The organism is Streptomyces sp. NPDC088246, assembly GCF_044741025.1.
GTDB lineage: Bacteria > Actinomycetota > Actinomycetes > Streptomycetales > Streptomycetaceae > Streptomyces.
Genome location: NZ_JBIURV010000014.1, coordinates 126,086 through 151,867, shown reverse-complemented (window position 1 = coordinate 151,867; position 25,782 = coordinate 126,086). Strand labels below are relative to the sequence as shown.

21 protein-coding genes are annotated in these 25,782 nt (G+C 70.0%); 8 read left to right on the top strand and 13 right to left on the bottom strand.

The window, feature by feature from the left end:
• Positions 1 to 447: 447 nt before the first annotated feature.
• The 6 genes from ACIPEK_RS20960 to ACIPEK_RS20935 all read left to right on the top strand — a co-directional run bounded on the left by ACIPEK_RS20960 (position 448) and on the right by ACIPEK_RS20935 (position 8,621).
• Positions 448 to 1,464, top strand: a complete 1,017-nt coding sequence (locus ACIPEK_RS20960) for a D-alanyl-D-alanine carboxypeptidase family protein (protein WP_401998103.1) — start codon at positions 448 to 450, stop codon at positions 1,462 to 1,464.
• A gap of 53 nt (positions 1,465 to 1,517) precedes the next feature.
• Positions 1,518 to 2,447 carry an endonuclease/exonuclease/phosphatase family protein gene (locus tag ACIPEK_RS20955; protein ID WP_401998227.1) on the top strand — a complete coding sequence of 310 codons (930 nt, stop codon included), beginning with the start codon at positions 1,518 to 1,520 and terminating at the stop codon, positions 2,445 to 2,447.
• Positions 2,448 to 2,526: 79 nt separating this feature from the next.
• Complete coding sequence (gene cseB, locus ACIPEK_RS20950; protein ID WP_401998100.1) at positions 2,527 to 3,303, top strand: two-component system response regulator CseB; 777 nt, start codon at positions 2,527 to 2,529, stop codon at positions 3,301 to 3,303.
• A gap of 1 nt (position 3,304) precedes the next feature.
• A complete protein-coding gene (locus ACIPEK_RS20945; RefSeq protein ID WP_401998097.1) occupies positions 3,305 to 4,633 on the top strand; it encodes a sensor histidine kinase in 1,329 nt (442 codons plus the stop codon).
• A gap of 793 nt (positions 4,634 to 5,426) precedes the next feature.
• Complete coding sequence (locus tag ACIPEK_RS20940) at positions 5,427 to 7,133, top strand: PucR family transcriptional regulator (RefSeq protein ID WP_401998095.1); 1,707 nt, start codon at positions 5,427 to 5,429, stop codon at positions 7,131 to 7,133.
• A 129-nt stretch (positions 7,134 to 7,262) separates the two neighbouring features.
• Entirely contained in the window at positions 7,263 to 8,621 is a 1,359-nt protein-coding gene (locus tag ACIPEK_RS20935; protein WP_401998092.1) for a diaminopimelate decarboxylase, read from the top strand.
• 49 nt (positions 8,622 to 8,670) lie between these two features.
• On the opposite strand, the gene ACIPEK_RS20930 is transcribed toward ACIPEK_RS20935, so the two are convergent.
• The 13 genes from ACIPEK_RS20930 to ACIPEK_RS20870 form a co-directional block, all read right to left on the bottom strand.
• Complete coding sequence (locus ACIPEK_RS20930; RefSeq protein WP_401998089.1) at positions 8,671 to 9,549, bottom strand: discoidin domain-containing protein; 879 nt, start codon at positions 9,547 to 9,549, stop codon at positions 8,671 to 8,673.
• 206 nt (positions 9,550 to 9,755) lie between these two features.
• The gene (locus ACIPEK_RS20925; RefSeq protein WP_383072938.1) at positions 9,756 to 10,289 is read right to left on the bottom strand and encodes a phage tail protein; all 534 of its coding nucleotides are present in this window, start codon (positions 10,287 to 10,289) and stop codon (positions 9,756 to 9,758) included.
• A 5-nt stretch (positions 10,290 to 10,294) separates the two neighbouring features.
• A complete protein-coding gene (locus ACIPEK_RS20920) occupies positions 10,295 to 12,253 on the bottom strand; it encodes a putative baseplate assembly protein (RefSeq protein ID WP_401998086.1) in 1,959 nt (652 codons plus the stop codon).
• Positions 12,250 to 12,663: a GPW/gp25 family protein gene (locus tag ACIPEK_RS20915; protein WP_383072936.1), complete on the bottom strand. Its 414-nt coding sequence runs from the start codon at positions 12,661 to 12,663 to the stop codon at positions 12,250 to 12,252. The genes ACIPEK_RS20920 and ACIPEK_RS20915 overlap by 4 nt, the downstream gene beginning before the upstream one ends.
• Positions 12,664 to 12,669: 6 nt before the next feature.
• Positions 12,670 to 12,963, bottom strand: coding sequence for a PAAR domain-containing protein (locus ACIPEK_RS20910; RefSeq protein ID WP_114245645.1), 294 nt, complete (start codon positions 12,961 to 12,963; stop codon positions 12,670 to 12,672).
• Positions 12,964 to 12,999: 36 nt separating this feature from the next.
• Positions 13,000 to 15,027 (bottom strand): VgrG-related protein, encoded by a 2,028-nt coding sequence (locus ACIPEK_RS20905; protein WP_401998082.1) that lies wholly within the window; start codon positions 15,025 to 15,027, stop codon positions 13,000 to 13,002.
• Entirely contained in the window at positions 15,027 to 15,830 is an 804-nt protein-coding gene (locus ACIPEK_RS20900; protein ID WP_401998079.1) for a LysM peptidoglycan-binding domain-containing protein, read from the bottom strand. The genes ACIPEK_RS20905 and ACIPEK_RS20900 overlap by 1 nt, the downstream gene beginning before the upstream one ends.
• Before the next feature lie 5 nt (positions 15,831 to 15,835).
• Complete coding sequence (locus tag ACIPEK_RS20895) at positions 15,836 to 16,273, bottom strand: phage tail protein (RefSeq protein WP_093549687.1); 438 nt, start codon at positions 16,271 to 16,273, stop codon at positions 15,836 to 15,838.
• A 41-nt stretch (positions 16,274 to 16,314) separates the two neighbouring features.
• A complete protein-coding gene (locus ACIPEK_RS20890; RefSeq protein WP_401998076.1) occupies positions 16,315 to 18,249 on the bottom strand; it encodes a hypothetical protein in 1,935 nt (644 codons plus the stop codon).
• Between the two features lie 29 nt (positions 18,250 to 18,278).
• On the bottom strand, positions 18,279 to 18,422 hold the full coding sequence (locus tag ACIPEK_RS20885; RefSeq protein ID WP_093896703.1) for a DUF6760 family protein: 144 nt from the start codon (positions 18,420 to 18,422) through the stop codon (positions 18,279 to 18,281).
• Complete coding sequence (locus ACIPEK_RS20880; RefSeq protein WP_401998073.1) at positions 18,419 to 18,889, bottom strand: hypothetical protein; 471 nt, start codon at positions 18,887 to 18,889, stop codon at positions 18,419 to 18,421. Before ACIPEK_RS20880 ends, ACIPEK_RS20885 begins: the two co-directional genes overlap by 4 nt.
• Positions 18,889 to 19,332 (bottom strand): phage tail protein, encoded by a 444-nt coding sequence (locus ACIPEK_RS20875; protein ID WP_072488539.1) that lies wholly within the window; start codon positions 19,330 to 19,332, stop codon positions 18,889 to 18,891. Before ACIPEK_RS20875 ends, ACIPEK_RS20880 begins: the two co-directional genes overlap by 1 nt.
• Positions 19,333 to 19,406: 74 nt before the next feature.
• Entirely contained in the window at positions 19,407 to 20,957 is a 1,551-nt protein-coding gene (locus ACIPEK_RS20870; protein ID WP_401998070.1) for a phage tail sheath family protein, read from the bottom strand.
• Between the two features lie 433 nt (positions 20,958 to 21,390).
• Between ACIPEK_RS20870 and ACIPEK_RS20865 the strand changes: the two genes are divergently transcribed.
• Both ACIPEK_RS20865 and ACIPEK_RS20860 read left to right on the top strand, forming a co-directional pair.
• Positions 21,391 to 25,173, top strand: coding sequence for a hypothetical protein (locus ACIPEK_RS20865; protein ID WP_401998067.1), 3,783 nt, complete (start codon positions 21,391 to 21,393; stop codon positions 25,171 to 25,173).
• Entirely contained in the window at positions 25,170 to 25,730 is a 561-nt protein-coding gene (locus ACIPEK_RS20860) for a hypothetical protein (protein ID WP_401998065.1), read from the top strand. The genes ACIPEK_RS20865 and ACIPEK_RS20860 overlap by 4 nt, the downstream gene beginning before the upstream one ends.
• Positions 25,731 to 25,782 lie beyond the last annotated feature (52 nt).

The window sequence follows — 25,782 nt, the reverse complement described above, 5'->3', positions numbered from 1 at the left end:
GTCCGCTTTAACGACCTCGTGCTCGCGCCTTGACCGGAATCGGGTAGGGCCGGACGCTTCGGCACCGCCGGCACCCGACTCCGCTGTTTCAAGCCGACCCGGTTCCAACGACAAGACCCCACGGCGGCGTCGAAGGCTCGACCGGCATTCACCTGATCGATCTGCCCATGCTCCGCGGGCAAAGGAGGGGAAGCCGGGCAATACGTCGCAGGCCCTTACCGCGAGGGCGCTTTCCAGGGGCCTTCGACGTTCTCCGGGCCGGTTTCCGTCCCGGTCGAGTTCTGCGGAACCGCCGGCGGCTTCTGCCGGTGCGGGGCCTGATACCCGGCCGACACAAATCCGCGCGGTGCTGGATGCACGGTCCTGATCAGCTGGATGCGGTCCTCTCACAGGCTGGGACACGTACGCGGTTCCTCGTGTACGTCGGGCTGTGAGAGGTGGTTGTCGGTGGATGCTCGTCGGATACGCGCTGCTGCGCCGGGCGGGGAGGAGCGGGCCGGGCGGGCCCGTCGTGGCGCGGTGTGGGCTTCGGCCGCGGTGCTTGCCGTGGTCGCGACCGGCGGCTGGCTGGGGCTCACCGGTGGCGGTCGGGGCGACGGCTCCGCGCCGGTCTCCGAGGCGGCGGCCGTGGCGGGCCGGCTGGAGCTGCCGTGGCCGCAGGAGGGCCAGACGAGCATCGAGGTGGAGGGCGTCGGCAGCCTGGGCAGCAAGGGCGGACAGGAGCCGGTACCGATCGCGAGCGTCACCAAGGTGATGACCGCGTACGTGATCCTCCAGGAGCATCCGCTCAAGGACGGGGAGAAGGGGCCGGAGATCACGGTCGACGAGGCCGCCGCACAGGAGGCCCACTCGCTCAGCGAGTCCAGCGCCCCGGTCCGCGAGGGGCAGCGGCTCACCCAGCGCAAGCTCCTGGAGCTGTTGCTGCTTCCGTCCGGCAACAACGTCGCCCGGCTGCTGGCCCGTTGGGACGCGGGAAGCCAGGAGGCATTCGTGGCGAAAATGAGCCGCGCGGCCGCCGGGCCGGGGATGACCCGGACCACGTACACCGGGGCCAGCGGTCTTGAGGCCACCACCAGGAGCACCGCCGACGACCAGCTCAAGCTCGCCCGCCAGGTCATGAAGGACCCGGTGCTCCGCGCGGTTGTCGCCATGCGCGAAACAACCGTCCCCGGGGTGCCCGGCACGATCAGCAACTCCAACCAGCTGCTTGAGAAGCCCGGGGTGATCGGGCTCAAGACGGGTTCGGGCACCGCCGCCGGCGGCAATCTCATGTGGGCCGTCGAGGTGAAGTCCGGCACAGCACGGCATCTCGTGCTCGGTGTCGTGCTTGGACAGCGCGCCAACACCACGCCCGCCGAGGGCCTCCGGGCCGCCCTGGAGAACAGTGGCCGGCTGGTCGACGCCGTGCAGAGGGACCTTCCCGCTGCTCTCGCCCCTCGCGGTGGCAAGCCGGTGCGGGCGTGACCGCGCTGGTCGAGCGCACGGGCCGCGAGACCGGAGCGCGACCGGGAACCGGCGTGGGCGGCACGGGCACTTGGCGGCGCGGGCGGCTGATCGCCGCAGCCGCCGTGCTGTCCGCGCTGGTCATGGTCGGGCACACCCGGATGCCGAACGGGTTCGGCAACCCCGGCAGTCTCCTTGAGACGTTCCTGCCCTGGCTCGGGGTGAGCGTGCCCGTGATGCTGGCGCTGGCGGCGGTGCGGCGGTCGGCAACCGCCGGTGTCGCGGTGCTGCTTCCGGCCGTCGTCTGGTGCTCCCTGTTCGGCGGCCTGCTCATGGACAAGCGGTCCGCCGGCGGGGATCTGACCGTGGTCAGCCACAACGTCAACGACGAGAACCCCGAACCGGCCCGGACCGCGCGTGAACTAGCCGCTTCGGGCCCTCAGTTGCTCGCCCTTGAGGAGCTGACCTCGCACACGGCACCCGCGTACGAGCGCGCCCTGGCCGACACGTATCCGTACCACTCGGTGCAGGGCACGGTCGGGCTGTGGAGCAAGTACCCGCTGCGGGATGTGGAGCCGGTCGCGATCATGCCGTGGACCCGTGCCCTGCGGGCCACGGCCGATACCCCGAAGGGGCCCGTCGCCGTCTATGCCGCCCACCTCGCGTCGGTACGGGTGCTCCCGAGCGTGGGCTTCACCACGGCGAGGCGCAACGAGGCGGCCGTGAAGCTGGCCGATGCCGTACGAGCCGAACTGCTGCCCCGGGTCGTGGTGGTGGGCGACTTCAACAGCACGACCGACGACCGCGCGCTGCGGCCGGTGACCTCTCAGCTACGGTCGGCCCAGGAGGAGGCCGGTGACGGCTTCGGCTTCAGCTGGCCCGCGTCGTTCCCGGTGGCCCGGATCGACCAGATCCTGGTGAAGGGCGTCACACCGGTCTCGTCCCGGATCCTGCCGCCCACCGGGAGCGACCACCTGCCGGTCGCGGCCGATCTGCGCCTGTGAGGGGGCGGGCGGTGGTCACCACCTTGCACAGCGGGATACTCTCGGGCATTTCGGTACCGATCAACCTTCAGGTGACGTGATGCAGCAGCACGACCGTGACGCGGCGGGACAGCGGGACGGCAGCCCCACCGGCCCCGCCCCTGCCTCCGCCCCCGTCTCCATCCCGGATTCCGTCCACGTACTGCTGGTCGAGGACGATGAAGCGATCCGCAGGTCCGTCGGGATGGTGCTGGACCGCTACGGATATCAGGTGTCGGCGGCGCCCGACGGCCTGACGGGCCTTGAGATGTTCCGGGAAGGACAGTACGACCTGCTGCTGCTCGACATCATGCTGCCGCACCTCGACGGCATCGGACTGTGCCGCAGGATCCGTGAGACGAGCCAGGCACCCATCCTGATGATGTCCGCCCGCGGCGACGCACTGGACGTGGTGGCAGGCCTGGAGGCGGGCGCCGACGACTACATCGTCAAACCGGTCGACACCACCGTTCTGCTGGCGCGGATCCGCACCCTGCTGCGCCGGGCCACCTTCACCCGGCCCCCCACAGCGGGCAGCCGCCCGGCCGACGACGGCCTGCTCACCTTCCGGAACCTCGGCGTCGACACCCGGGGCCTGGAGGTGCGCGTCGACGGCCGGCCGCTCGCGCTCACCCCGACCGAGCTACGTCTGCTGCTTGAATTCGTGGCCGCGCCGGGCGTCGCCCTGCAACGGCAGACGTTGCTGCGCAAGGTGTGGGACTACGGCTGGGACGGTGACAGCCGGGTGGTCGACCTGGCGGTGCAGCGGCTGCGCAAGAAGATCGGCGCCGGTCACATCGAGACCGTCCGCGGTTTCGGCTACAGGTTCCGGCGCTGAGATGCGACGGACGACCGGCGCCGGCGCCCGGACCGACGGCACAGCCCCCGAGGACGGCCCCAGCCGCGGGCTGCGGCGCCTCATCGACCCGAGATCCCTCCGCTGGAAGATCGCCTTCGGGGTCGCGGCAGCGGCCTGTGCCATGGCGCTGGGCATCGGGATCCTCGTTCACCGGACCACCGAAGCCCGCGACATGCACGTCGGCCGCGGCGACGCGACGCGCGCGCTGGAGTCGGCCGAAGCCGAGTTCCGGGGCACGCAGCCCGCGCGGCCGTCCCCGTCGGGGGTTCCCGGCTATCTGGTCGGCGACGACGTACCGGATGAATTGCGGGACCGGCTCGGCTCCGAGCCCGCGCCCGTGACCTGGTACGACAACCGGAAGCCGGCTCAGGGGCCGCGGATGTGGGCGGCGGGCCACGTCGACGGCACCGTGCTGGCCACCTGGGTGGACATGGGCAGCAGGCTGCGCAGTCTCCAGGCCCTGGACCGGCACATGAGATACGCGGCCCTCGCCACGCTCGCCGTCGTCGTCCCCCTCACCCTCCTCGCCGCCGAACTGGCGCTCCGGCGGCTGCGCCGGGTCGCCGGGACCGCCCGCCGCATCAAACGCGGCGACCTGGACGCCAGGACCCGAAGCCGCGGCCACGACGAGATCAGCGAAATCTCCTCCGCCGTCGACCTCATGGCGGACGCTCTGCAGGACCGGCTGCGCAACGAACAGCGCTTCACCGCCGACGTCGCCCACGAACTGCGCACCCCGCTCGCCGGCCTCGTCACCTCCGCCTCCCTCCTCCCGGAGAGCGAGGCCACCGGCCTGGTCCGCGACCGCGTCCAGGTGCTGCGCGCCCTCGTGGACGACCTCCTGGAGATCTCCCGCCTGGACGCGGGCGTCGAGCAGGCCGACGTCCAAGCGGTACCACTCGACGAGCTGGTGACGGAATCCGTACGACGCACGGGCCTGGAGACGCGGGTCACGGTGACTGGCCACCCGGTTGCCGAGACCGACCCGCGCCGCCTCGACCGCATCGTCACCAACCTGATCCTCAACGCCCACCGGCACGGCGCGACGCCGGTCGAGGTCACGGTCGGCGGCACGACCATCGCCGTCCGCGACCACGGCCCCGGCTTCCCCCCGGAACTCCTCGCCCACGGACCCCAGCGCTTCCGCACCGGAGCCGCGGAACGGGGCCACGGACACGGCCTCGGCCTCACCATCGCCCTCGGCCAGGCCCACGTCATCGGCGCCCGCCTCACTCTGGCCGACGCCACCCCCCACGGAGCCGTGGCCACACTGGAACTGCCCCGCCGAGCGGACCCACCGGCAGCCTGACCGACGGCCGGCAGAACGGCAGGCTCCCTCCCGCTGCTCCGTGGTTGCGGTTCCGGTTGCGTTCGCCCACGTACAGCACCGTTCGGAAGCCCTGCCCGCAGCTACTGCACCGCAGGTCAGAACGCTCCGGTACGTCCTCGAACCCCCGGATGAGAATGCCGGTGACATGCAGAAGGGCCCCACCGCTCGTGGTGGGGCCCTTCTGCCTTCCGTTCGTGGCTGCAGGACATGCAGTCCCCGGTAGTCCTTCTTGGTTCCACGAGCTTTCAACCGTCGCTGAAAGTTCCGGGATCGAGAGGATCTGCCGGGGGCCTGGCCAGAGCCAACGAGAGGGTCACGCAGTTCAGCGAACGTCTCCGCCGACGGTGCGGCTCACTCCGGTTTTCTGGTGTATTGAAGATTGTCCTCCCTATTTCTCCCGGGTCAAGGGTTTCCTGACTATTAGGACAAAAATTCAGATTTCGACGCCCAGGACCGCGGCCGGCCGGCGATGGTTCTTCCAGAACAGGTGGCTGTGATCCCTCGCGAAGGCCACGCGCTTCCAGGCGTTCCGAGGCCGGCGTCCGCACGTGGCCGTCTGCGCCGCGGAAGCCCGGCCAGTCCGTCAGGACCGTGCCCCGAGGCACCACCCGTGTCCGTCCCCCTCCTGCCTCCGCTCACGGCCGGCCGGCGACCCGCCCGACGCGCCGTGCTGCGCGGCCCCCGCCACCTGAACATCGCATTCGACGGATTCCACCCATAGGGGGTGTGCCCGCCATGGCTCCCACCGGGAACCGCCGACCATGATGGGCGGATGCCGACGCATGAACCGGACCGGCGCGACACCGGGCCCTCGCTGGAGCAGATCCTCGGGCTGATCGCCCCCGGAATACTCGATGTCGTCGTGGCGCCACGCGGTACCGGCGTGCCGGTGACCGATGTCGTGCTGCACGATCCCGGTGAGGAACGGGACGACAATGCCCGGGTGGCATCCGGGCTGATCCTGCTAGCCGTCGGTGTGGAGGTCGCCTCGCCCGAGGCGATCGACGTACTGCGCGACGCCGACCGGGCCGGAGCCGCGGCCGTGGTCATGCGGCGGGGCAGTCGCGGGCCGCGGGCAGTCCTGGTGGAGGCGGCCGGTCAGGGGCGTACGGCGTTGCTGACCCGGCGGCAGGGGCATGGGTGGACGGAGGTGCTCGGTCGGTTGCGGACCGCTCTGGTGCACAGCGCCCCGGCCTTTTCCGCCGCCGAATCGGCAGGCCCCGACGGAGTGGGCGGGCTCCGGCTCGGCGATCTGTCCGGGCTGGCCAATACGGTGGCGGACCTGGTCGGCGGTGCCATCACGATCGAGGATCCGCAGTCGCGGGTGCTGGCCTACTCGCGGATGGACCACGAACCCGATCCGATGCGCCGGCTGACGATCCTCGGGCAGGAGGTCCCTCGCTGGCGGGTCGACGAACTGCGCGAGAGCGGCTTCTTCCGGGCGCTGTGGAGCACCGACGACGTGGTGCGCCGGCCCGCCGACGACCGGTCCGCCGAGCGGCTGGCCATCGCCGTGCGCCACGGGTCCGAGGTGCTCGGGTCCATCTGGGCCGCCGCCGACGGCCGGCCGCTCGCCGAGGGTGCGGCGGCGGCGCTGCGCACGGCCGCCCGGGCCGCCGTACCGCATCTGTCCCATCACCGGACATGGGGCCGGGCGGCGGCCGGGGCGCGGGAGGAGGCGGTGCACGCGCTCCTGGACGGGGCCGCGCACGCGTCACAGGCCGCGCACGACGCCGGGATCGCGGCGGACCGCCCGTACGCGGTGATGGTGGCGCAGGCGTACGCCAGCCGGGCGGGCGGCGCCGCGTCCGGGGGCCGAGCCGACACCGGCGCCGAACAGCGGGTTCTGGATGTGCTCGCATTGCAGGCCGCCGCGTACCGGCCGGGGTGCGTGACCGCGCGGTCCGGGCGGCGGCTGTACGTCGTGGTCCCTGCGAGCGACGGTGAGGCCGATCCGGCGCGCACCCTGCTGGCGACGGCCCGCTCGGTGCCGCGCAGTGTGGTGTTCGCGGGCGCCGGGCCGTTGGCGGCGGACCTGTCGGGGCTGCCCGCGTCGCGGGAGGCCGCGGAGCTGGTGGTGCGGGTGCTGCGGGAGCGGGCTGCGAGGCTGCCGGTCGCGGAGGTGGAGTCGGCGGTGGCGGCGTTCGGCGAGGTGGTCGCCGACACGTCGGTGCTCCAGGTGCTCGACCGGGTCGAGCCGTTGTGGAAGTCGCTGTCGGGGCCCGTGCACGCGATGGTGGAGCACGACCACGCACACGGTACGGAGTACGGCGCGTCGGTCGCCGCCCACCTCGACGCGTTCGGCGATACGGGCACGGCCGCGCGGCGCCTGAATGTGCACCCCAACACCCTGCGGTACCGGCTGCGCCGGGCCCGGGAGCTGTTCGGCGTCGATCTGGCCGACCCGGCCGTGCGGCTCCTCGCGGACATCGGGCTGCGCATCGCGGCTCGCAGAGCGCACGGGCCGAGCAGCCGTTGATCGTTGAGCTGTCCGGTGCGACAAAGGAATCGGGCAGGCATCGTCGTGTCGGTCGAAGACGCGCCTTCCCCTCCGCGCCGAAGCTGTCCGTACAGCCGACATGACAGATGGAGGGTTGTTGTGGTTCACATGACTTCCGGTTCGGCAGCCCGCTCGGCAGTCGGGCAGCGCGGTACCCGGCGCGCGGCGGCGCTGACGCGTGCCGTCGAGGACGGACTGCTCGGTCCGCGCTCGCCCGTGGTCGGCCTGCTCGACGTGGACGGTGTGCTCGCCGCCGTCGACGCGCTGAACGAGGCGTTCCAAGGGCCCGCCCCGGTACGGCACACGTTCGCGGCCAAGGCGTGCGGACTGGTGCCCGTGCTGCGGCTGCTCGCCGAGGCCGGGATGGGCTGCGAGGTGGCCTCGCCCGGTGAACTGGAACAGGCGCTGGCGGCCGGGTTCACGTACGACCGGCTGGTCTTCGACAGCCCCGCGAAGACGGTCGAGGAGCTGGAGTTCGCCCTCACCCATGGCATCGCGATCAACCTGGACAACTTCCAGGAGATGGCCCGCGTCGACCGTCTGCTGGCCGGGCGACCGGCCGCCGGGCCGATCGGGCTGCGGGTGAACCCCCAGGTGGGGGCGGGTGCCATCGATGCGATGAGCACCGCGACGGCGACCTCGAAGTTCGGCGTCGCACTGCGCGATCCGGGGGCGGTCGACGCGGTGATCGACGCCTTCGCGCGCCGGCCGTGGCTCAACCGCCTGCACGCACACGTCGGTTCCCAGGGCTGCCCGCTGCCGCTCATCGCCGAGGGCATCCGCGTCGCGTACGAACTGGCCGAGCGCGTCAACGCACAGCTGGGCCGCGCGCAGATCACCGGACTCGACATCGGCGGCGGCCTGCCCGTCAACTTCGACAGCGAGGATGACCGCCCGACGTACGCCGACTACGTCACCGAGCTCCGCGGCGCCGTACCCGGTCTGTTCGACGGGCGCTACACCCTGATCACGGAGTTCGGCCGTTCCCTGCTGGCCAAGAGCGGAACAGTCGCAACGGTCGTGGAATACACCAAGTCCGCCGGGGGGCGGCGGATCGCGGTGACACACGCGGGGGCCCAGGTGGCCACCCGTACGGTGTTCATGCCCGATGCCTGGCCGCTGCGCGTCGGGGTGTTCGACGCCGCGGGCCGCCCCAAGCAGGGCCCGACCGAGATCGTCGACATCGCGGGCCCGTGCTGTTTCGCGGGGGACCTGACCGCGACCGGGCGCGAGCTCCCGGTCGTCGAGCCCGGCGACGTGGTGGCGCTCCACGACACCGGGGCGTACTACTTCTCGTCGCACTTCTCGTACAACTCGCTGCCGCGGCCTGCCGTGTTCGGCTACCGGACGGGCACCGACGGGCGGGTGCACTTCGCGCTCGTACGCGAGGCGCAGAGCGTGCGCGAGGTCGTCGAGGAGAGCGGCCTCGCGCAGGCGGGCGCACTGGTGGCCCTGCGCGCGGACTGATCGTCTCCGTGCCCGGGTACGCGGTCGGCGACGAGATCAATCCGAGGGGTCAGGGCCTTCGGCCGAAGAACTCGACCTCGGCGACGGCCAGTCGACGGCCGGGACCCGCTCCATACGTGGTGTCCGTCGTGAGGCGGGCCCGGACGATCTGCGAACCGTGAACGTCGAAGGTCTGCTGACCCGGCTGGTCCTTGACCCTGATCTCCTTGCTGACCCGGCTTCCGTCGGCGGAGGTGAGCAGTACGGTGATCCTGGCCGGGCGGGCCTGAGCGAGGAACTCGTCCTGCTTGGCCGACGTACCGGAGAAGACGACCAGCTTCAGCACGCGTACCGGCTGCTCGAAGTCGCACTCCAGGTACTGGCCCACACCGGTGTCGGGACCTGCGGCCGAGGGTGCCCAGTAACGATTGGTGAAACCGTCGAACGCCGCACCCGCAGGGTGGCCCGGAGCCCTGCTGGAGGCCCGGAACCGGGTGGGCGGCACCGCCTCCGGCGTCCCGGTCTCGTCCTTGGCGAAGCCGAACCAGCCGGACACGTGCGGCAGGGCGAACCAGACACCGCACGCCACCACGATCAGCACGATCGGAAGCGCCAGACCGGGGCGGCGCCACAGCCGACGCCGCGGCCGGGTACCGGCGGTGGGCGCCTGACGCGGTCGCCTTCGGAGGATCCGACGCCACCAGGGGGGCCGGACCTCGGGCGGTGGACCCGGGTCCAGGAGCAGGGCGCAGCGGATGCACAGGGTGCGGTCCGGGGCGTTCTCCGTACGGCAGTTGGGGCAGCGGATGGGTGGGGCGGTGGGTGGACCCGGAGGTGTGTTCGTGGGGCCCGGCGGTGCGTCGGGCAGTGCCTCGGGCCCCGGCACCGACTCGTCCGGCTCGTCACCGGGGCGACGCGGGGCGGCCGCGGCGACGGGGGGTGGGGGCACGGACTGGGCTTGAGACTGCCGCTGGGGTTGCAGCCGCGGCTGGGGTTGGGCTGACGGCTGGGGCTGTGGTGATGGCCGAGGCGCTGGAGCAGGGCCGACGGAGGACGCCGAGGAACCCCCGTCCGCCCCCTCCCACTCCAGGAACGCCTGGCACGACGTACAGAACTGCGCCCCCGGCGCGTTGCTCTGCCCGCACGCCTCACAGATCACGAGACCTCCAGGTCGAAGCCCACATGCGCCGGTATCTCCGTACGGATCAGCTCCTCCAGCCGCACCCGGTCGACCTGGTACGGCTGCGAGGCCCGGACCCGGACCGTCACCCACGGCCGCGGACCGCCCGGGAACTGTGTGTGCGGCGTCGACGACCACGCCGTGCCGCCGCTCTCGACGATGTCCGGCTCGATCCCGGTCTCCAGGAACACCGCCTCCGCCAGCCCACGCCTGGTACCGCGCCTGCTGTGCCGTTCGACCGCGCCCCTTACCGCCGCGCGCCGCTGCTCGACCGGGCGGTCCGCGCGGGTGTCGACGGCCACCCACTGGGCAAGCCAGGCCAGGAAGTCCTCCGGCGCGCTGCGGGGGTCGAGGTGGGCGGGCAGATTGTCGACGGAGAGCAGGACCGGGGCGAGTACGTCGTCGAGCGCCGCGAGGAACCGTTGCAGGAAGTCCTGCTCCAGATAGACCGCCGGGAGCTGCTCGATCAGCGGGTGCGGTGTCGGCAGGCCGGTCACGGCTGTGCGCATGGCGGTCAGGCCTCCCGTACCCGGAGCTGGTGCTCGAAACTGAAGACCAGTGCGTGCCGGTCCAGTGCGATCTTGGTGGTGGGTTCGCCGCGCTGCCCGGTCACGGGGTCCGCGGGGAAGAGGCGTACGTCCTCCACCAGATCCACCCCCGGTACCTGTTGCAGCACGGCGAACGCCTCGCCCGACTGGACCGGCCGGCCGAACGGCCAGCCCTCGCCGCCGGGTCCGCCGCTCAGCGGGTTGAAGTAGCTGTAGAGGGCTGCCAGCGCCTCCTCGCGTACCCGTTCCAGCACGGCACCTCTGCGGGCCTGGACCGAGGCGACCACGGTGACCCCCTGGTAGTAGGGCGGTTCGACCACCAACCGGGCGCCGATGGGCCGCCGTTCGTCCAGATGGCCCGCGATCAGAGCGAGGGTGTGCTGCGGCGGGATGAGCTCGTCGAACTGGATCCGGCCCTGCTCGTCGCTGCGTCCGGCCGGTACGACGAGCAGCCGCACCCCGCCCGCCTCGACGTCCGAGTCCCCGCCGGCGGGAATGCACTGCACTCTGGACGCGTCGGGTGCGACCTCGCGGGCCAGCAGTTCGTAGTCGTGCGGTACGACGGCCCGGTGCAGGGTCCGCAGGGTCATCGGCCCGCGTACCCGTGCGCTGTCCACCGTCTCGCCGTCGACTCCGCCGAGCGCGGGGCGCCGGTTCTCCACCCGGGCCACGTACGGGATGGCGCTGCGCAGCACCCGCAGCGTGGAGCGGGCGACGTTGCCGCGCAGTCCACCGCCGGTGCGGTACGAACGCACGCGTACGGTGGCACCCTTCGGCGGCACCGCGCCGTAGTAGCGGATGGAGCCGTCCCGTTCCCGTACCGCCGGACCGAATTCGACCCGGCCCGAGTTGGGGTCGAGCGTGATGTGCCGGTCGTCGGGTCCCGAGTGCGCGAAGTCGTCGACGCGGGTCCACTCCGTGCCCTGCGGGCCCCCCGCCGGATCCGCGACCTCGACGACGAAGTCGCCGGGCACCACCGGCGGGCGGCTCACCGTGAAGGTCTGTCCGGGCACGCCTTCGGCCGGGCCGAGCACCTCGTCGGTCACGGTCTCGGCGTGGATCGCCCCGACGGTCGCGCCGATCGTGAACGCCGTGATCCGGCGCACCACCGGAGACGCCATATAGGTGGGCTGCCCGGGGGTGGCCTCCACCAGGCGGCAGCGCAGCCAGCCGCCGGTCCGGCGCACGACGACGGCCGGGGTATGTCCCTCGGGAAGATGCAGGATCAGCTCTCCGGACCGGTTGAAGCCGCCGGTGTCGTCCTTCTCGACCTCGCAGACCGTCCAGGCACTGCCGTCCCAGGCCTCCCAGAGCAGCGGCGGCCGCAGCGGATCCACGCCGACGCCCTCGACCGCGCAGTCCAGCCGCAGCACGACGACTCCCGACGGAACGGCGGCCGACAGGCCCACATAGAGGGCGTCGCCGGGCGCCGGCGTGGTGTCGAAGCAGGGGACGGCCCGGCCGAGCGTGAGTTCCTCGGTACGGTCGACGGCGTCGCCGGACGTCGGCCAGGTGGCGAGATGGGCGAACTCGCACGGCACGACGGACAGTTCACGGCCGGTCGTGAACACGACCGCTTCCTCGGTCTCCGTACGGACGGTCGCCACCTCCGTACCGGCCCTCACCCGTACCGGTTCGGGCTGCGGCGCGGAGAGTCTGAACGTCACATCGGTGTGGGCGGCCGTGGGCGGGTGGAGCCGGACCCCGATCAGGTCGAGGAAGGTCAGATAGCTCTTCTCCGGAACCCGGTTCACCCGGTAGACGAGCTGGTCGACCATGGTCGCGAAGGCCTCGATGAGGGTCACGCCGGGGTCCGACACATTGTGGTCGGTCCACTCGGGGCAGCGCTGCTGGACGAGCCGTTTCGCCTCGTCGACCAGGCCCTGGAAGCGGCGGTCGTCCAGATGCGGACTGGGCAGCGTCACGCGCCGTCCACCTCCTCGTGCTGCGGGATCACATAGAACGGAAAGACCAGGTTCCGGGGATCGTTGGCACCCCGTACGGTGTAGCCGATGTCGATGTACAGGACCCCGTGGTCGACCTCGTCGAACCGGACGACGACCTCGGTGACCTCGATCCGGGGCTCCCACCGGTCCAGCGCCAGACGTACCTCGTACGCGAGCTGCCCGGCCGTGCCCGCGTCCGCCGGGGCGAACACGTAGTCGTTGACCGCGCAGCCGAACTCCGGGCGCATGGGCCGCTCGCCCGGCGACGTGGCCAGGATCAGCCGGATCGACTCCTCCAGCTCGTGCTCGCCACGCACCAGGGCGATGGAACCGGTGGCGTCCGTACGCGGTGGGAAGGCCCAGCCCGCGCCGATGAACTGCTGGCCCATGGACGCTCAGCCTCCGATCAGCACCGTCGGGCAACCGGACACGACGGGCGATCCGCAGGCCGCCAGGTCCCCGACGCGTGCGGCGGGCTGCCCGCCGATCAGCACCGTGGCACTGCCGGGCGGCGCGATCGCGGACGGCGGATGCACCGCGGGCGGCGGCATCGCGCACAGGTGCGGGGTGCCGACCGTGGCGGCGGGGAGGCCTCCGATGAGCACGGACGGGACACCGGGCGGCCCGACCGTGCCGGGGTGTCCGGTGGGGTCGCCGACCCGTGCGGCTGCCGCCGCGGCTGCTGACATGAAAGTCCGTTCCTCTCGCTCAGCGCGTCCGCGCCGTCAATTGATCTTCACCAGGGGTGCGTTGATGGCCAGGGAGCCGCCGCCCTTGATGTCGGTCCGCTGTGTTCCGTTGACCGCGACCTGGGCGCCGCGGACATCCACCGTGCCGCCGGTGGAGAGCTTGACCTCGCCGTTTCCGCCGTCGACCCGCACTCCGCTGCGGGACGTCAACGTGACGCTGTCGCCGCTCAGTTCGAGCGTTCCCTGCCCGCCGTCCAGCGCGACCCCGCGCGCCGCCTTGATGGACACCTTCTGCTTGGCCTCGATGTTCACGCTGCCGTCACTGTTGATCACGATCACGGTGCCCCTGCGGTCGAGATCGATCTTCAGTTTTCCGTCGCCGGTGAGCAGGCGTACGCCCTGCGGTCCGTTGGCGCCGTCCAGGAGTTCCAGCTGGTTTCCGCTCTTGGAGGCGATCGAACGCCGGTTGACCGCCCCGGTGGTCGGGTCGACCAGCTCACCTCCTGGGGCGGGGGGCGCGGCGGGCGTTGCTGCGGGTGAAGCGGCGGGCGGCGGGCCCGTGGACGGCCCGGCTCCGGCGCCCGGTCCGGAGGCACCCGCCCCGGAGGCACCCGGCCCGGACGCGCCACCGGCACTCCCGCCCGACCCGCCGCCGCTGCCCTGCGACGGCCGGTCCTTCCCGTTGTACAGACCGGCGAGGACGTACGGACGGTCCAGATGACCGTGCTCGAATCCCACCAGGACCTCGTCCCCGATCTCGGGGATGAACGCTTCGCCGCCGCTCGTCCCGCCCGACTGCGCCGTACGCGCCCAGTCGCTCGCGTACTCGTCCGACAGCCATGGAAACCGCACCTTGACCCGGCCCGAGCCCTCCGGATCATGGGTGTCCGTGACCGTCCCGCTGACCAGCCCCACGCAGCGCGACCCGCCGCCTGCCCCCGCTCCGGACCCGCCGGCCCCCGGCCCTCCACCGGTCAGCCCGAACAGCGAACGCTCCTGCTGCCCGGAGACCGTCAGCCATGTCTCGTACCCGCGCACCGGGTCGAAGACATGCCGCGACGAGGTGACCGTGTACCGCCCCTCGAAAGGCGCCCCCACCGCGTTGAGCGCCACCGCACTGCCCGCCCGCACCTCCGGGTTCCCCCGGATCACCGCCTCCAGCTCCGCGAACGATCCGGCGATCCGCTCCGCCAGGGCCTTCGCCGCCTGGTCCACCTGCGCCTGTGCCCCGTACGCCGTGTCCGTGACCACGAAACGCGCGTCGCCGAAGGGCGCGGACACCTCGGCCGCGCTCACCCCCAGCTCCAGCGTCGCCGACTTCCCCGCGGGCGCCCGCCCGACGAGCGGCTGCTTGGTCTTGATGTCCCAGCCGCGCACCTCGACCTCGGAGACCTGCTCCGCGGAGGACACCCCGGCCCGGCAGCGCAGCAGATTGCTGCCCATCTCCAGGACCAGCGGATTGCGGTCGGCCCGTGCCGAACCGTCGGGTGCGCCGCCGGCCTCCGCGGGTCTGGTGATGTGCAGCTGTCCGTCGAGTACGTACGCCTGTGCGCCCGCCTCCTCCGCGAGGTCGCGCACGAACTCCCAGTCCGTGACGTTGGGCTGGGCGATGTGTTCGAGTACGGGGCCGGCCACGTCCACCGTCCCGGGCTTCAGCCCGGCGCGCTGGGCCACCTGGGCGCAGATGTCGGCGAGCGTCATGTTCTGGTAGCTGGCCACCCGGCGTCCCCGGAACAGCCGGTGCGACTCGTCGAGCCCGCGTACGACGGTGAAGGTGCCGGTCTCGTCGAGCTCCACCTCCAGGGCGGTGACCACCCCTTTCAGCAGCGGCTTCGGTGCCGTGTCCCCGCCCGCGCGGGCCAGCAGCCGGGCCTCGCTGCCGATCTTCAGCCCGGTCTGCTCCAGCAGTACCCGGTCCGGATCGCGAAAGCGCAGGAGAAACAGGTCGGGGAGCGTCCGGCTGTCGTCGACGTACCCCTCGACCAGTGTGTTCACGAACTTGGGCGGCAGCGGCCGGCCGCCGAACTCCACCACCAGCGCCGTCGCGACGCCCGGCTGCGCCATCAGGACCGTCCCCCGTCCCGTTCCTCTTCGAGCCGGTTCAGCTCGTCGAGCGCGGGGAGCAACAGCTGTTGCCCGGGGGCCAGTCGCATCGGGTCGTCGATCCCGTTCGCCTCCGCGATCACTCGCCAGGCGGCCGGATCGCCGTACTCGCGCTGGGCGAGCGACGGCAGCGAGTCGCCGGCGTCCAGCCGGTGGACCCGGCGGGCCGCGAGGGCGCCCGAGGTCGGGTTCTGCCCCGGGGTGTCGCCGCTGATCTCCTCCATCGTGACCTGGCAGACGGCCCGGATCGGCACGCCCGATGTGGTGAACAGGGTGTACTTCGCCTGCACTTGACTGACATAGCCGGGGAAACCGGTCAGCCCGCCCCAGTGGAAGACCACCCACGGCGGCGACGAACGCTGCTGCTGACGGGTCTCGCTCGTCGGCACACAGCACGCGAAGAGCTGCTCGACCGAGGTCACCACGCGGGTGTCCTGGGTGTCGCTGGCGTCGAAGAACATCTCCACGGTGAGCTTGCTGGGCTGCGAGCCCTGATATTCCGGCGGACCCGAGCTCCTGGCCCCCTTGGCCGGACTCCGCTTCCAGGAGGCGGCCTTGGTGAGGCTCAGCTCCTTGGGGTTGAACTGGAAGTCGATCCGACCGCACGGACCACCGGGCGTGAGGCCACCGCCGGTCGGCGGCGTCCGCAGTTCCAGATAGGCGTGCTCCAGCTTGGGCCGGGCCGAACCTCCCTTGCCCGCCCTCGCCGCCGACGCCCCGGACGTACCGGCAGCGCTGAACGCGATGGGACCTGCGCCACTCACGACGGTCAGCCCTCCATCACATAGCCGTGATGGGCGATCTCGATCGTCTCCATCGCGACCTTGGGCGATTCCGGGGTGAAGGAGGGGCCGGTCCAGCGGACGGGCACGACTTCCAGCAGCCCCCACTGGGCCACCTTCTGCCCGTCCCCGGTTCGCGCCTCGATGTGCGCCGTCTTGCGGCTGAACCCGGTCGTCATGGTGGCGAACCAGCGGGCCACCTTCTCGGTCTCCTTGGTCAGCGGCCTGGACAGCTTTACGTTCGAGTACTTCAGGCGGGTCGGCAGCTGCCACAGATGCCCGTTGTTGCCGCCCTCCTCACGCGTTTCGAGCACCACTTCACAGCCCAGCCCGTCACATGTGTTGAACGACCCGAGCTCGATGTCGTCGATCGTGACGACGAAGCAGACGCTGACGGCGGGATCGTTGTCCTGGGCGGTGGCCATGGCACGTACCTCTCAATTCGCTGTGTTGTCGCTGCCGTTCATCAGTGCCGGGTGTTGATGAGAAAACCCGCTCGTTCGCGTTCCAGCCGCAGATCCGCTTTGAAGAGCCTGCTGAGCGGTGTGTACAGGGCGCGTACCAGCTCGTCGGTGACGACGGGGGCTGCGGCGCCGCCGTGACCACCGCTCCGACCGGGTGGCGCGCCGGGGGCGGAGGCAGCCGCGCTCGGTGCGCCGTGGTCCTCGGCCATGGGCCCAGGTTCCGGTTCGGGTTCCGGTTCGGGCTCCTGGGGAGGCTCCGGAGGCGGTGGTTCCGTGGTCTCCGTCTCGCGCTGTACAACGGGTGATGAGTACGGAGGTGGCGGCGAGCCGAAGACGACACTGCCGTCGGCCATCCGCTGAGCCACCCCCGCGGCCACGGCGACCGAACCGGCCGTGGGGAACGAGGGGGCGGCGGGCGTGGAGGCTGCGGTACGGCTGCCGGTACTCGGCAGCGAGCGAGGCACCGGCGGCCCGCCGACTGCCTGACGTTGTAGGGCGGGAAGCGGCCGAGAGGGCGCACCCGTCGCTTCCCCCGGAGTCATGGCGGTACGTTGCAGCGCCGCCGGCAGAGACGCGGCCGGCACCACCGAAGGCGCACCCGCCCCGGCAGACGTCCAACGCACCGGAACGGCATCGGGCAGGGACGGCAGCCCGGGACCCGGCACCGGACCCGCACCACCCGACGGAGATGCCGCCGCCCCGTCCGCGGCGGAACGCTGTACGACGCCCGCCCCACCGCTCTGTCCGGACTGAAGCGTCAAGGGCCGGTCGGCGAGCAGGGGCGCGACCGGAGCGGCGGCCGGGGGCGGTGACAGGGGAGCCTGCGTGGGCACGGCGGGAGTCCGCTGCACCGCCGGGGTGGACGAGGAGACGGGAGCAGGCGCGGGTGCGGACTCCGACAGGGCGAACGAGGAGGCGGCAACAGGCGCGCGTGCGGACTCCGACAGGGCGAACGAGGCGGCGGCAACAGGCGCGCGTGCGGACTCCGACAGGGCGGACGAGGAGGCGGCAACAGGCGCGCGTGCGGACTCCGACAGGGCGAACGAGGCGGCGGCAGCAGGCGCGGGTGCGGACTCCGACGGGGCGGGGAGCAGCGGATCGTCACCGAGCAGCGGAGCAGTGGGCCCGTCGGACTCGGAGACCGGCTCCGGGGCCGCTGGCACCTCAGGGGCCTCCGGGACCTCACCGGCACCGTCGTACGCCACGCTCCGGGCAACCGGAACCACTCCGGCCGCCCCCTCCGCCCCCGAACCGGCGTGGGCACCCTGTCGCTGTGCCGTGGGCGGCAGCGCGGACATGGGCGCGCCGAGACCGGGCGCACGCCGGGGCCGGTCCACGACCGGCGGCGTCACCGAACGCTGAACGGGCGGGAGCGGGGTCGCGGGCTCGGGCGCGGCCGATTCGGGTGCCGGTTCCGGAGCCGAGGCCGGTGCAAAGGGCTGCTCGCCCACCAGTTGGCGTACCGGCAACTCCGCCACGGCGGACTCCCCGGCCGACGTCATAGCGGGCGCACCACCCACCGCAGCGCACTGCACAGGTACGGACAGGGGTACGGACAGGGGTACGGACCTGGCGCGAACCGGCAGTTCCACCGGACGCTCCACGGACCGCTGCACCGATGGAGGCCGGCCCACGGACGCCGGGGTGGTGATCCCGTGCACGAGCCCGGTGGGCGCGTCCGGGCTGACCAGATGCCCGAGAGGCGTACTGAGTGAGGTGTCCTGCCGGGTGGAGAGCGATCCCTGGAACCCGGAAGGATCGATGACCAGATCCTGAGCGCCCAGGGTCCGCTGGATGGGCGGCAGTTCAGCCAGATCGACCCGCTCGCGCGGCACGGCCGCCGGAGCGGCACCAGCGCTGCCGGTCTCCGCGCCCGCGGCCGTCCCCGCACCCGTCTCCGTATGCCCGCCACCGCGCAGCCAGGACATCAGGCCCATGGATTCTCCCGCCCTCCCTGCGCTCTTCGCTACTGCCCGTTGAGGCGAGCGATCTGTGCGACGAACCTCAGTCGCTCCGGGTGTTCCAGGTCCAGCAGCTCATCGAGCGGCCAGTGGAAGTGGTAGGCGAGGTACGCGACCTCCTCGTAGAGCAGGTCGGCCGCGTACGTCACGATTCCCCCAGGCGGCCACCGGCGAGATTCACCGCGAACTCCTCCTTGCAGGCCGGGCAGCTGACAGCGGCCCGGGTGTGGCCCTCGGCGTTGATCCGCCGGTAGAAGTCCTGGAGGAAGGCCAGGTCGGAGGCGAAGAGGTCCTCGATGATGCCGGGGTGGATGTCGTCGATCGTGCCGATCCGGGTGACGACCCGGGCGATGAGCACGACGGAGAGGTACGCGGGGTTCTCGCGCACCCGGTCGTCCCGCAGCGGCACGAGTTCGTCGCGCGCGGTCGCGAGCCGCATGACGCCCGTGTGGTGCACGGCGCCCGTCTCGTCGACGTACCCGCGCGGCAGCTCGAAGGTGAACTCGGTTCGCAGTGGCTCCCGTTGACCGGACCGCCCGCTCCCGCCGGCCGGGAGATGCGCGTCCGTCCGTTCGGGAGCCTCGGCCGGATCCGATGCCGGTGCCGTACGTCGCATCAGTCGAGTTCCATGCTCTCGTAAGTGATCGCGAGCTTCTCCGTCAGGACCGAGGTGTCACCGGCCTTGAGGGTGCCGATCTCCAGCGACTTCGGCCAGGCGTTGATGAGTTTGTAGCGCTTGATGGCGATGCCCTCGTGGTCATACACGATGACCGCGCCGTTGCGGCGGGCCGCGGTCATCCGGCCGAACCGGGAGTCCTTGATCCACCGTTCGAAGCTGTTGTCCTCGGTGAGGCCCCGGGTCACGGTCACCTCACCGGCCTTCGGCCGGCCCGGGAGCTTCTTGATGGCGTAGCGGCCGTCGGCGGTGTTCTGCTTCAGCTCGATGACGTCCTGCTCCATTTTCAGACCACTGACCTCGGTGATCTGCTTGATGACGACGCTGTCGAATTCGAGGCCGAAGGAGGCCCCGACGGTGCTGTCGAGATCGGGAAGTGGCACAACAGGCTCCTTTACCGCTTTTACCGCTTGGGGACCTCAGGACGGCCGCGCTGCTCGGCCCGGCTCCGGCGGCGTCATTCGTCGACGCCGCCGGTGCCCCCGGTCATCTGGGAGAGGCGGAAGACGACGAACTCGGCCGGCCTGACCGGTGCCACCCCGATCTCACAGATGACCTGACCTGCGGCGATGCTCTCCGGCGGGTTGGTCTCACGGTCGCACTTGACGTAGAACGCCTCTTCCGGAGTGAGCCCGAACAGCGCCCCCTTGCGCCACTCGTTGACCAGGAACGCCGAGACCGTGCGCCGGATACGGGCCCACAGTGCGTCGTCGTTCGGCTCGAATACGACCCACTGCGTACCGGCGAGGATCGACTCCTCCAGGTAGTTGAAGAGACGCCGCACGTTCAGATAGCGCCAGGCCGGGTCCGATGCCAGCGTGCGCGCGCCCCAGACCCGGATGCCGCGTCCGGGGAAGGACCGGATGCAGTTCAGCCCGATCGGGTTGAGCAGATCGTGTTCGCCCTTGGTCAGCTGGGTCTGCAGGGCGATCGCCCCTCGTACGACCTCGTTGGCGGGGGCCTTGTGCACACCGCGCGACTCGTCGTTGCGGGCCCAGACCCCGGCGATGTGGCCGCTCGGCGGGACCAGTTGCGCGCGCCCCGACGAGGGGTCGGCAACCCGGATCCAGGGGTAGTAGAGCGTGGCGTACTTCGAGTCGAAATTGGCGCCGTCCGTGCGCCAGGCCCGGATCTGCTGCGGGCTGAGTCCGGGCGGCGGGTCGAGAATGGCGACGCGGTCACCCATCAGCTCGCAGTGGCTGATGAGCCCCTGCTGCACGGCGATGACCGACTCCAGGTCCAGCAGCCCGCGTTCGTACGCGCTCATCAGGTCCGGCACGGCGATCGTGGTGACCTCTTCGACAGCTTCCAGCCCGCCGAGGCCGGTACGGCGGTCGGGATCGCCGACGTACACCTCGGGGGCCAGCGCCCCGGCACCGGGTGACACGGGCGCTGCGGGGGCCAGGGTCACGGTCTGCGGCTCGGGTTTGGCGGGAGCGGCGCCACGCCCGGACTCCCGTATCTCGATGAGCTCCGACTTGGCGTTGACCCGGGTGGCGACGTTCTCCTTGCTGCGTTTGGTCGTGACGCCCGGATACGTCTCCGCGACCTGCCCGTCCCGCGTCACGATCAGCTGGAAGACATCGGAAGGCGGATCGTCCCCCTCCACCTCGGTCACTTCGACGGTGATCTCACCGGCCACACCGGGGCGGGGCTTCACCGCGTACGGCCCGAGCTGCGTCTCCGATCCGGCGGGCAGCTGTCCGGCGGCCTCGTTGCCCTCGTCCTCGGCCGGGGGCTCGGTACCGTCACCGATGCGCACCACGTAACAGACACCGCCGCCGTTGGAGAAGAACCCGTAGACGGCTGAGGCGAGATACGTACCGTCGACGAAGTCACCGAAGGTGCCGGCGAACTGGCTCCAGTTCGTGATCAGCGTCGGCTCGTCGAACGGGCCCTTCCGCGCGAAGCCGACGAAGGCGGCGACCGAGGTGCCCACCCCTTCGATCGGCCGGGATCCGGACTCGATCTCTTCGACGTAGACGCCCGGGGACAGGTACGACGGCATATGAGTCTCTCCTTGGCCGGGGAACGCCCGCAATTCTCGCGACAGCAGCGATCACCGGGAACGGACGCACGGCCGCCCTGCCGTGCACCGGCCGCTGCCCGATCAGGCAACGTTCCCGCGCTGTACGTGTCAGCGCGCGCTGCCCCCGGCCCCGTCCCCACGCGCTGCGTACGCGATGCACCGCCCCCGCACCCTGGGACGGCGGCAGGGCCATGTGCGTCGAGTGCCGACTGTCCGGGGAAGTGGTGGGCCGGGAGGGCGGATGAAGGCGGTTCCGGAGAAGGACCCTGCCTCTGCGTCCGTCCGTGGAGGTACCCCCCGTCCCGACAACGTGACAGCCACGCCCGAAGTGTCACGTTCGCAGACACCCCCGCCCCACCGCCCCGCCCACAGCCGCCCGCCCGGGGACCGCCCCACCCCCGACCCCCGCAGCTTGCAACGCCTGCAACGCGCGGCGGGCAACAGCGCGGTCTCCCGCCTGGTGGCCCAGCGCTACACCGCCCCCGTGAAACCCTCCCCCGCCCAGGCTCCCGGCTTCCGCAAGGTCAAGGCGGATGTGGCGGCGAAGCGCACGAGGATCGCGGTCCATGCCCCCGCAGCCACCGAGTCCAAATCAGCACAGGACGCGGCGGCCGCGCCGCCGGACGACAAGGAGGCGCAGGGCAAGGCGGCGAACGCGGAGAAGATGAACGCGGCGAAGCCGGGCGAGTTCAACAAGCAGGCGTTCATCGACGCGGTGAACAAGGCGATCGACGCGCAGGCGCCGAAGAACCTCGACGACGCCGACAAGTTCTCCAAGTCCGGCAAGGCGGACAAGATCAAGTCAGAGGTCGACGGCAAGGTCTCGGACGGCAAGGAGAAGTCCGCCAAGGACATCGACACGGCAACCAAGGCCCCGCCGGACACGGCGGCGGCCAAGGACAAACCGGTCACCCCGATGACCCCGGACCAGCCGCCCGCCAACCCGGGCGCCCCGTCCGCAGCGGACGCGATCCCCGCCCCACAACCCGCCTCCGTGACGGACTTCTCCGAGGGCCCGGCCCAGAACGACCAGGCGATGGCGGACGCCGAGGTCACCGAGGACCAGCTCGCCAAGGGCAACGAGCCGGAGTTCAACGAGGCCCTCTCTGCGAAGAAGACGGCGGAAGCGGACTCCGCGAAGGCCCCCGCCAAGGGCAAGGCGGCCGAGGCCCAGCAACTGTCCACCGCGAAAGCAGGTGCCGCAGCCTCCGGCGCCCAGGCCATGAACGCCCTGACCGCGACCCGTGCCTCTGCCGGGAAGCAGGTCGACGGCGGCAAGGGCGAGACGAAGTCGAAGGACGAGAAGAAACGCGCCGAGGTCACGGCGAAACTGCAGAAGGTCTACGACGGCACGAAGAAGGACGTTGAGGAGACCCTCTCCGGCCTGGACAAGAAGGTCGACACCGCGTTCACGGCGGGAGAGAAAGCCGCGCGGGACGCGTTCACTGCCGACCACAAGCGCCGGATGAAGGCCTACAAGGACAAGCGGTACTCGGGCTGGACGGGCAAGGCCCGCTGGGTCAAGGACAAGTTCGCCGGCCTGCCGAAAGAGGCCGACAGCCTCTACCAGGAGGCCCGCAAGCTCTACGTCGCCCAGATGCAGACGGTCATCTCCTCGGTCGCCGACATCATCGGCGCGGAACTCGGCAAGGCCAAGGCCCGCATCGCCAAGGGCCGTGCGGAGCTGAAGGCGGAGGTGGACCGGCTCCCCGCCGACCTGCGCCAGTTCGGCGAGGACGCGGCAAAGGACTTCGCAGGAAAGTTCGACGACCTGGAAGCCACCGTCAACGAGAAGTCCGAACAGCTCGTCCAGGACCTCGCGACGAAGTACACGGCGGCCCTCAACAAGATCGACGAGGAGATCAAGAAGCTCCAGGAGGCCAACAAGGGCCTGATCGACAAGGCGAAGGACGCGATCGTCGGCGCGATCAAGACGATCAACGAACTGAAGAACCTCCTCCTCGGCATCCTCGCCAAGGCCGCCTCCGCGATCATGAAGATCATCAAGGACCCGATCGGCTTCCTGGGCAACCTGGTCAAGGCGGTAGGCGCGGGCCTCAACCTCTTCATCACCAACATCGCCGACCACCTCAAGACCGGCGTCGTGTCCTGGCTGCTCGGCACCGCGGTCAAGGCCGGCCTCGAACTCCCCCAGAAGTTCGACCTCAAGGGCATCATCCAGCTCATCGCCTCCCTCCTCGGCCTGACCTGGGCCAACATCCGCGCCCGCATCACCCGCAAGGGCATCCCCGACCAGGCGATGACCGCGGTCGAACAGTCCGTCCCGGTCGCCCAGACCCTCGCCCGCGAGGGCCCGGCGGGCGCCGTCAAGGAAATCACCGCGGAGGCCGGCGACCTCAAGGCCACCATCCTGGAGAAACTGACCAGCTACCTGATCCCCACCGTCATCGTCGCCGGGATCACCTGGATCATCTCCCTCCTCAACCCCGCCTCCGCGTTCGTCCGCGCGGTCAAGGGAATCATCGACATCGTCACGTTCATCGTGAACCAAGGCGCCCAGATCGTTGAATTCGTCAACGCCGTCCTGGACGCAGTCATAGCCATCGCCAACGGCGGCACCGCAGGCGTCCCCAAGATGGTCGAGGCTGCCCTCGCCGCCAGCGTGCCCCTCCTCATCGGCTTCCTCGCCTCACTGCTGGGCATCGGCGGCCTGGCCAACAAGGTCAAGAGCGTCTTCCACGCGGTGGCCCGCCCGGTGAACCGAGCGATCGACAAAATCGTGGGCTTCATCGTCAAGGCGGGCAAGAAGCTCTGGGCGAAGCTCAAAGGCAAGGACAAGAACACGAAGGAGCCGGGCGACGACAAGGCGACACAAAAGAAGAAACAACAAGAGCTCCCTGAGGCAATGCGCCAGGCAAGAGCCATCATATCCAAGCACGAAAAAAATGACTCACCAGTGAACGCGGTAACCACAGAATTGCTCACACTACGGGGAAAGTTCCCCTGGATAAAGGGATTCGACGCAACAAAGAAGGGCGTCGGATTCTCCCTGGCCATGAAGGCGAGCAATCACCCGCTGGGATCATACAGTGATATCGACAACATAAAGGATCAGCTTGACAACTTCGGCCCCGGTTTCATCAAAAAGGTCCACGCCCATTGGTGGGACCATCAAATCAAGCGACCGAAGATCGAGTCGGGCCAGCTATGGGGAAGGGACGTCCTCGATCAGACCGAAACCAAGGCGGCGGACTATCTGAAACAAGACAGCACTGCACATGATGTGAAAAAGAAATTCTATGAAGGCAACAATCGCGACATAAACGCGGCCGCATTCGAAGGTCACGTATTCGGAGTGAAAAGCGGCATACGAAAGAACGTTGTCAAGCTGCTTGGAGATGCAGCCCTGAAAGAGCTGAAGAAACAAGGTCGACAGGCAGCTCGCGACATTCCCGAAACTCGCACGATCCTCAGATCGATGAAGTTCCTTCCGAGTCGGGAAACCTACGGGCTTTATGAACCTTTCCCGCCGTCTCCGGACGAACGCGAACATACCGACTTCCGCCCCGTCTCCATCGTCCTGGACGAGGCGAGAAGCACCCCCGACAAGAGGGTGACCACAGTGCGGACGGCCGCGGGAAAGACGTTCACGATCACCCAGGATTTGAAGAACGGTATGGAACTGCAGGTGGAGGGGGTGAACCTGCGGCTCAAGGAACCCGGCGACCCGCGAGGCGTGACACAGGACTCTCCAGGGTTCATAGCCAACCAGAACCTCAACCGCTCTCATGTGATTGCCGACTGGTTCGGCGGCTCGGGCTATCGAGATGCGCTCAACCTGGTGACCGCCAGCGATCACTACAACAAAACGGTCATGGGCGACGCAGAGTCGGAAATAGCGACCGAAATCCTGGCATTCGCCGAGAAGCATAATCTGGCACGAGGGCAAGTGTCCATGGACCTCAAAGTGACCGTGACATTCGGAGAACTACTCAAAGACACCTTCATGAGGAACATTCAGAATCAGGAGTGGTACACGGCCGGCGACCCGGAATCAGAAGCCCAGCTGAAGAAGCTTACGAGCATACTGTTGAACCCCCCGGTGAGACGCGTCATGGGTGTCTTGTACGCGTTCACACTTACGTCTACAGTCTCAGATGTCCCGACCGAGAAAGATTCACGCCTGATTCAGTCCGATGATCACCTCTTCATAAGAAGGAGTGCAAGTCAGTGACCAACATGGAAGACGTCGTGAAATTCTTCGACTCCTACCTGGATATCGATTACGCCGGAAATACGGCTGTCTATTCGGAACCGGACGAGGTGGTGAACGAGCGCCGAGAAGCGAGCATGAAATTTTGGCATGCAGTCCCGGGCGCGCAGCTGTCACCTGGATTCGGCAGGCCCATGGGAATGCCTTCCGAACAATTGGCTCAGCTGGCCGCGAACGTAAACCTGGCGCGCCGCACATTGTTCCTGGTCGCCGAATACAGCGACCCCACCTGGGGAACTCTTTACGCCGGATACATCGGCGGCGACAGGGCAAGAACAGCTCAGTCGTACGGCGGACTGCTGTATGCGACCGAGATCAAGGGCCAACTCAAGATCATCGCGTCGTACCGGGAAGACATCGACAAGCTGCCTCCGCCCATGCACTGGCGTCACTCACAAGGCGCGGAGATCAGCTCTCCGGACACTCCGGTGTCCGTCCGCGCCCTCGAAGCGCCAACGGGGCGAGCTGCGCATCGGCAGGACTGGGACGCGCTCCGGAACACCGCCACCGGCCTCTGAGTTTTACCGGCGTCCACCAAGTCGCAGGTGGGCGAGGATGCCGGTCCGCCGA

What these genes read in the sequence shown, in the direction of transcription:
- cseB (WP_401998100.1), top strand. Translation starts at nt 2,527, where the DNA reads ATGCAGCAGCACGACCGTGACGCGGCGGGACAGCGGGACGGCAGCCCC.
- ACIPEK_RS20940 (WP_401998095.1), top strand. Translation starts at nt 5,427, where the DNA reads ATGCCGACGCATGAACCGGACCGGCGCGACACCGGGCCCTCGCTGGAG.
- ACIPEK_RS20880 (WP_401998073.1), bottom strand. Translation starts at nt 18,889, where the DNA reads ATGCGACGTACGGCACCGGCATCGGATCCGGCCGAGGCTCCCGAACGG.
- ACIPEK_RS20915 (WP_383072936.1), bottom strand. Translation starts at nt 12,663, where the DNA reads ATGGGCCAGCAGTTCATCGGCGCGGGCTGGGCCTTCCCACCGCGTACG.
- ACIPEK_RS20895 (WP_093549687.1), bottom strand. Translation starts at nt 16,273, where the DNA reads ATGGCCACCGCCCAGGACAACGATCCCGCCGTCAGCGTCTGCTTCGTC.
- ACIPEK_RS20945 (WP_401998097.1), top strand. Translation starts at nt 3,305, where the DNA reads ATGCGACGGACGACCGGCGCCGGCGCCCGGACCGACGGCACAGCCCCC.
- ACIPEK_RS20925 (WP_383072938.1), bottom strand. Translation starts at nt 10,289, where the DNA reads ATGCGCACAGCCGTGACCGGCCTGCCGACACCGCACCCGCTGATCGAG.
- ACIPEK_RS20905 (WP_401998082.1), bottom strand. Translation starts at nt 15,027, where the DNA reads ATGGCGCAGCCGGGCGTCGCGACGGCGCTGGTGGTGGAGTTCGGCGGC.
- ACIPEK_RS20910 (WP_114245645.1), bottom strand. Translation starts at nt 12,963, where the DNA reads ATGTCAGCAGCCGCGGCGGCAGCCGCACGGGTCGGCGACCCCACCGGA.
- ACIPEK_RS20935 (WP_401998092.1), top strand. Translation starts at nt 7,263, where the DNA reads ATGACTTCCGGTTCGGCAGCCCGCTCGGCAGTCGGGCAGCGCGGTACC.
- ACIPEK_RS20870 (WP_401998070.1), bottom strand. Translation starts at nt 20,957, where the DNA reads ATGCCGTCGTACCTGTCCCCGGGCGTCTACGTCGAAGAGATCGAGTCC.
- ACIPEK_RS20890 (WP_401998076.1), bottom strand. Translation starts at nt 18,249, where the DNA reads ATGGGCCTGATGTCCTGGCTGCGCGGTGGCGGGCATACGGAGACGGGT.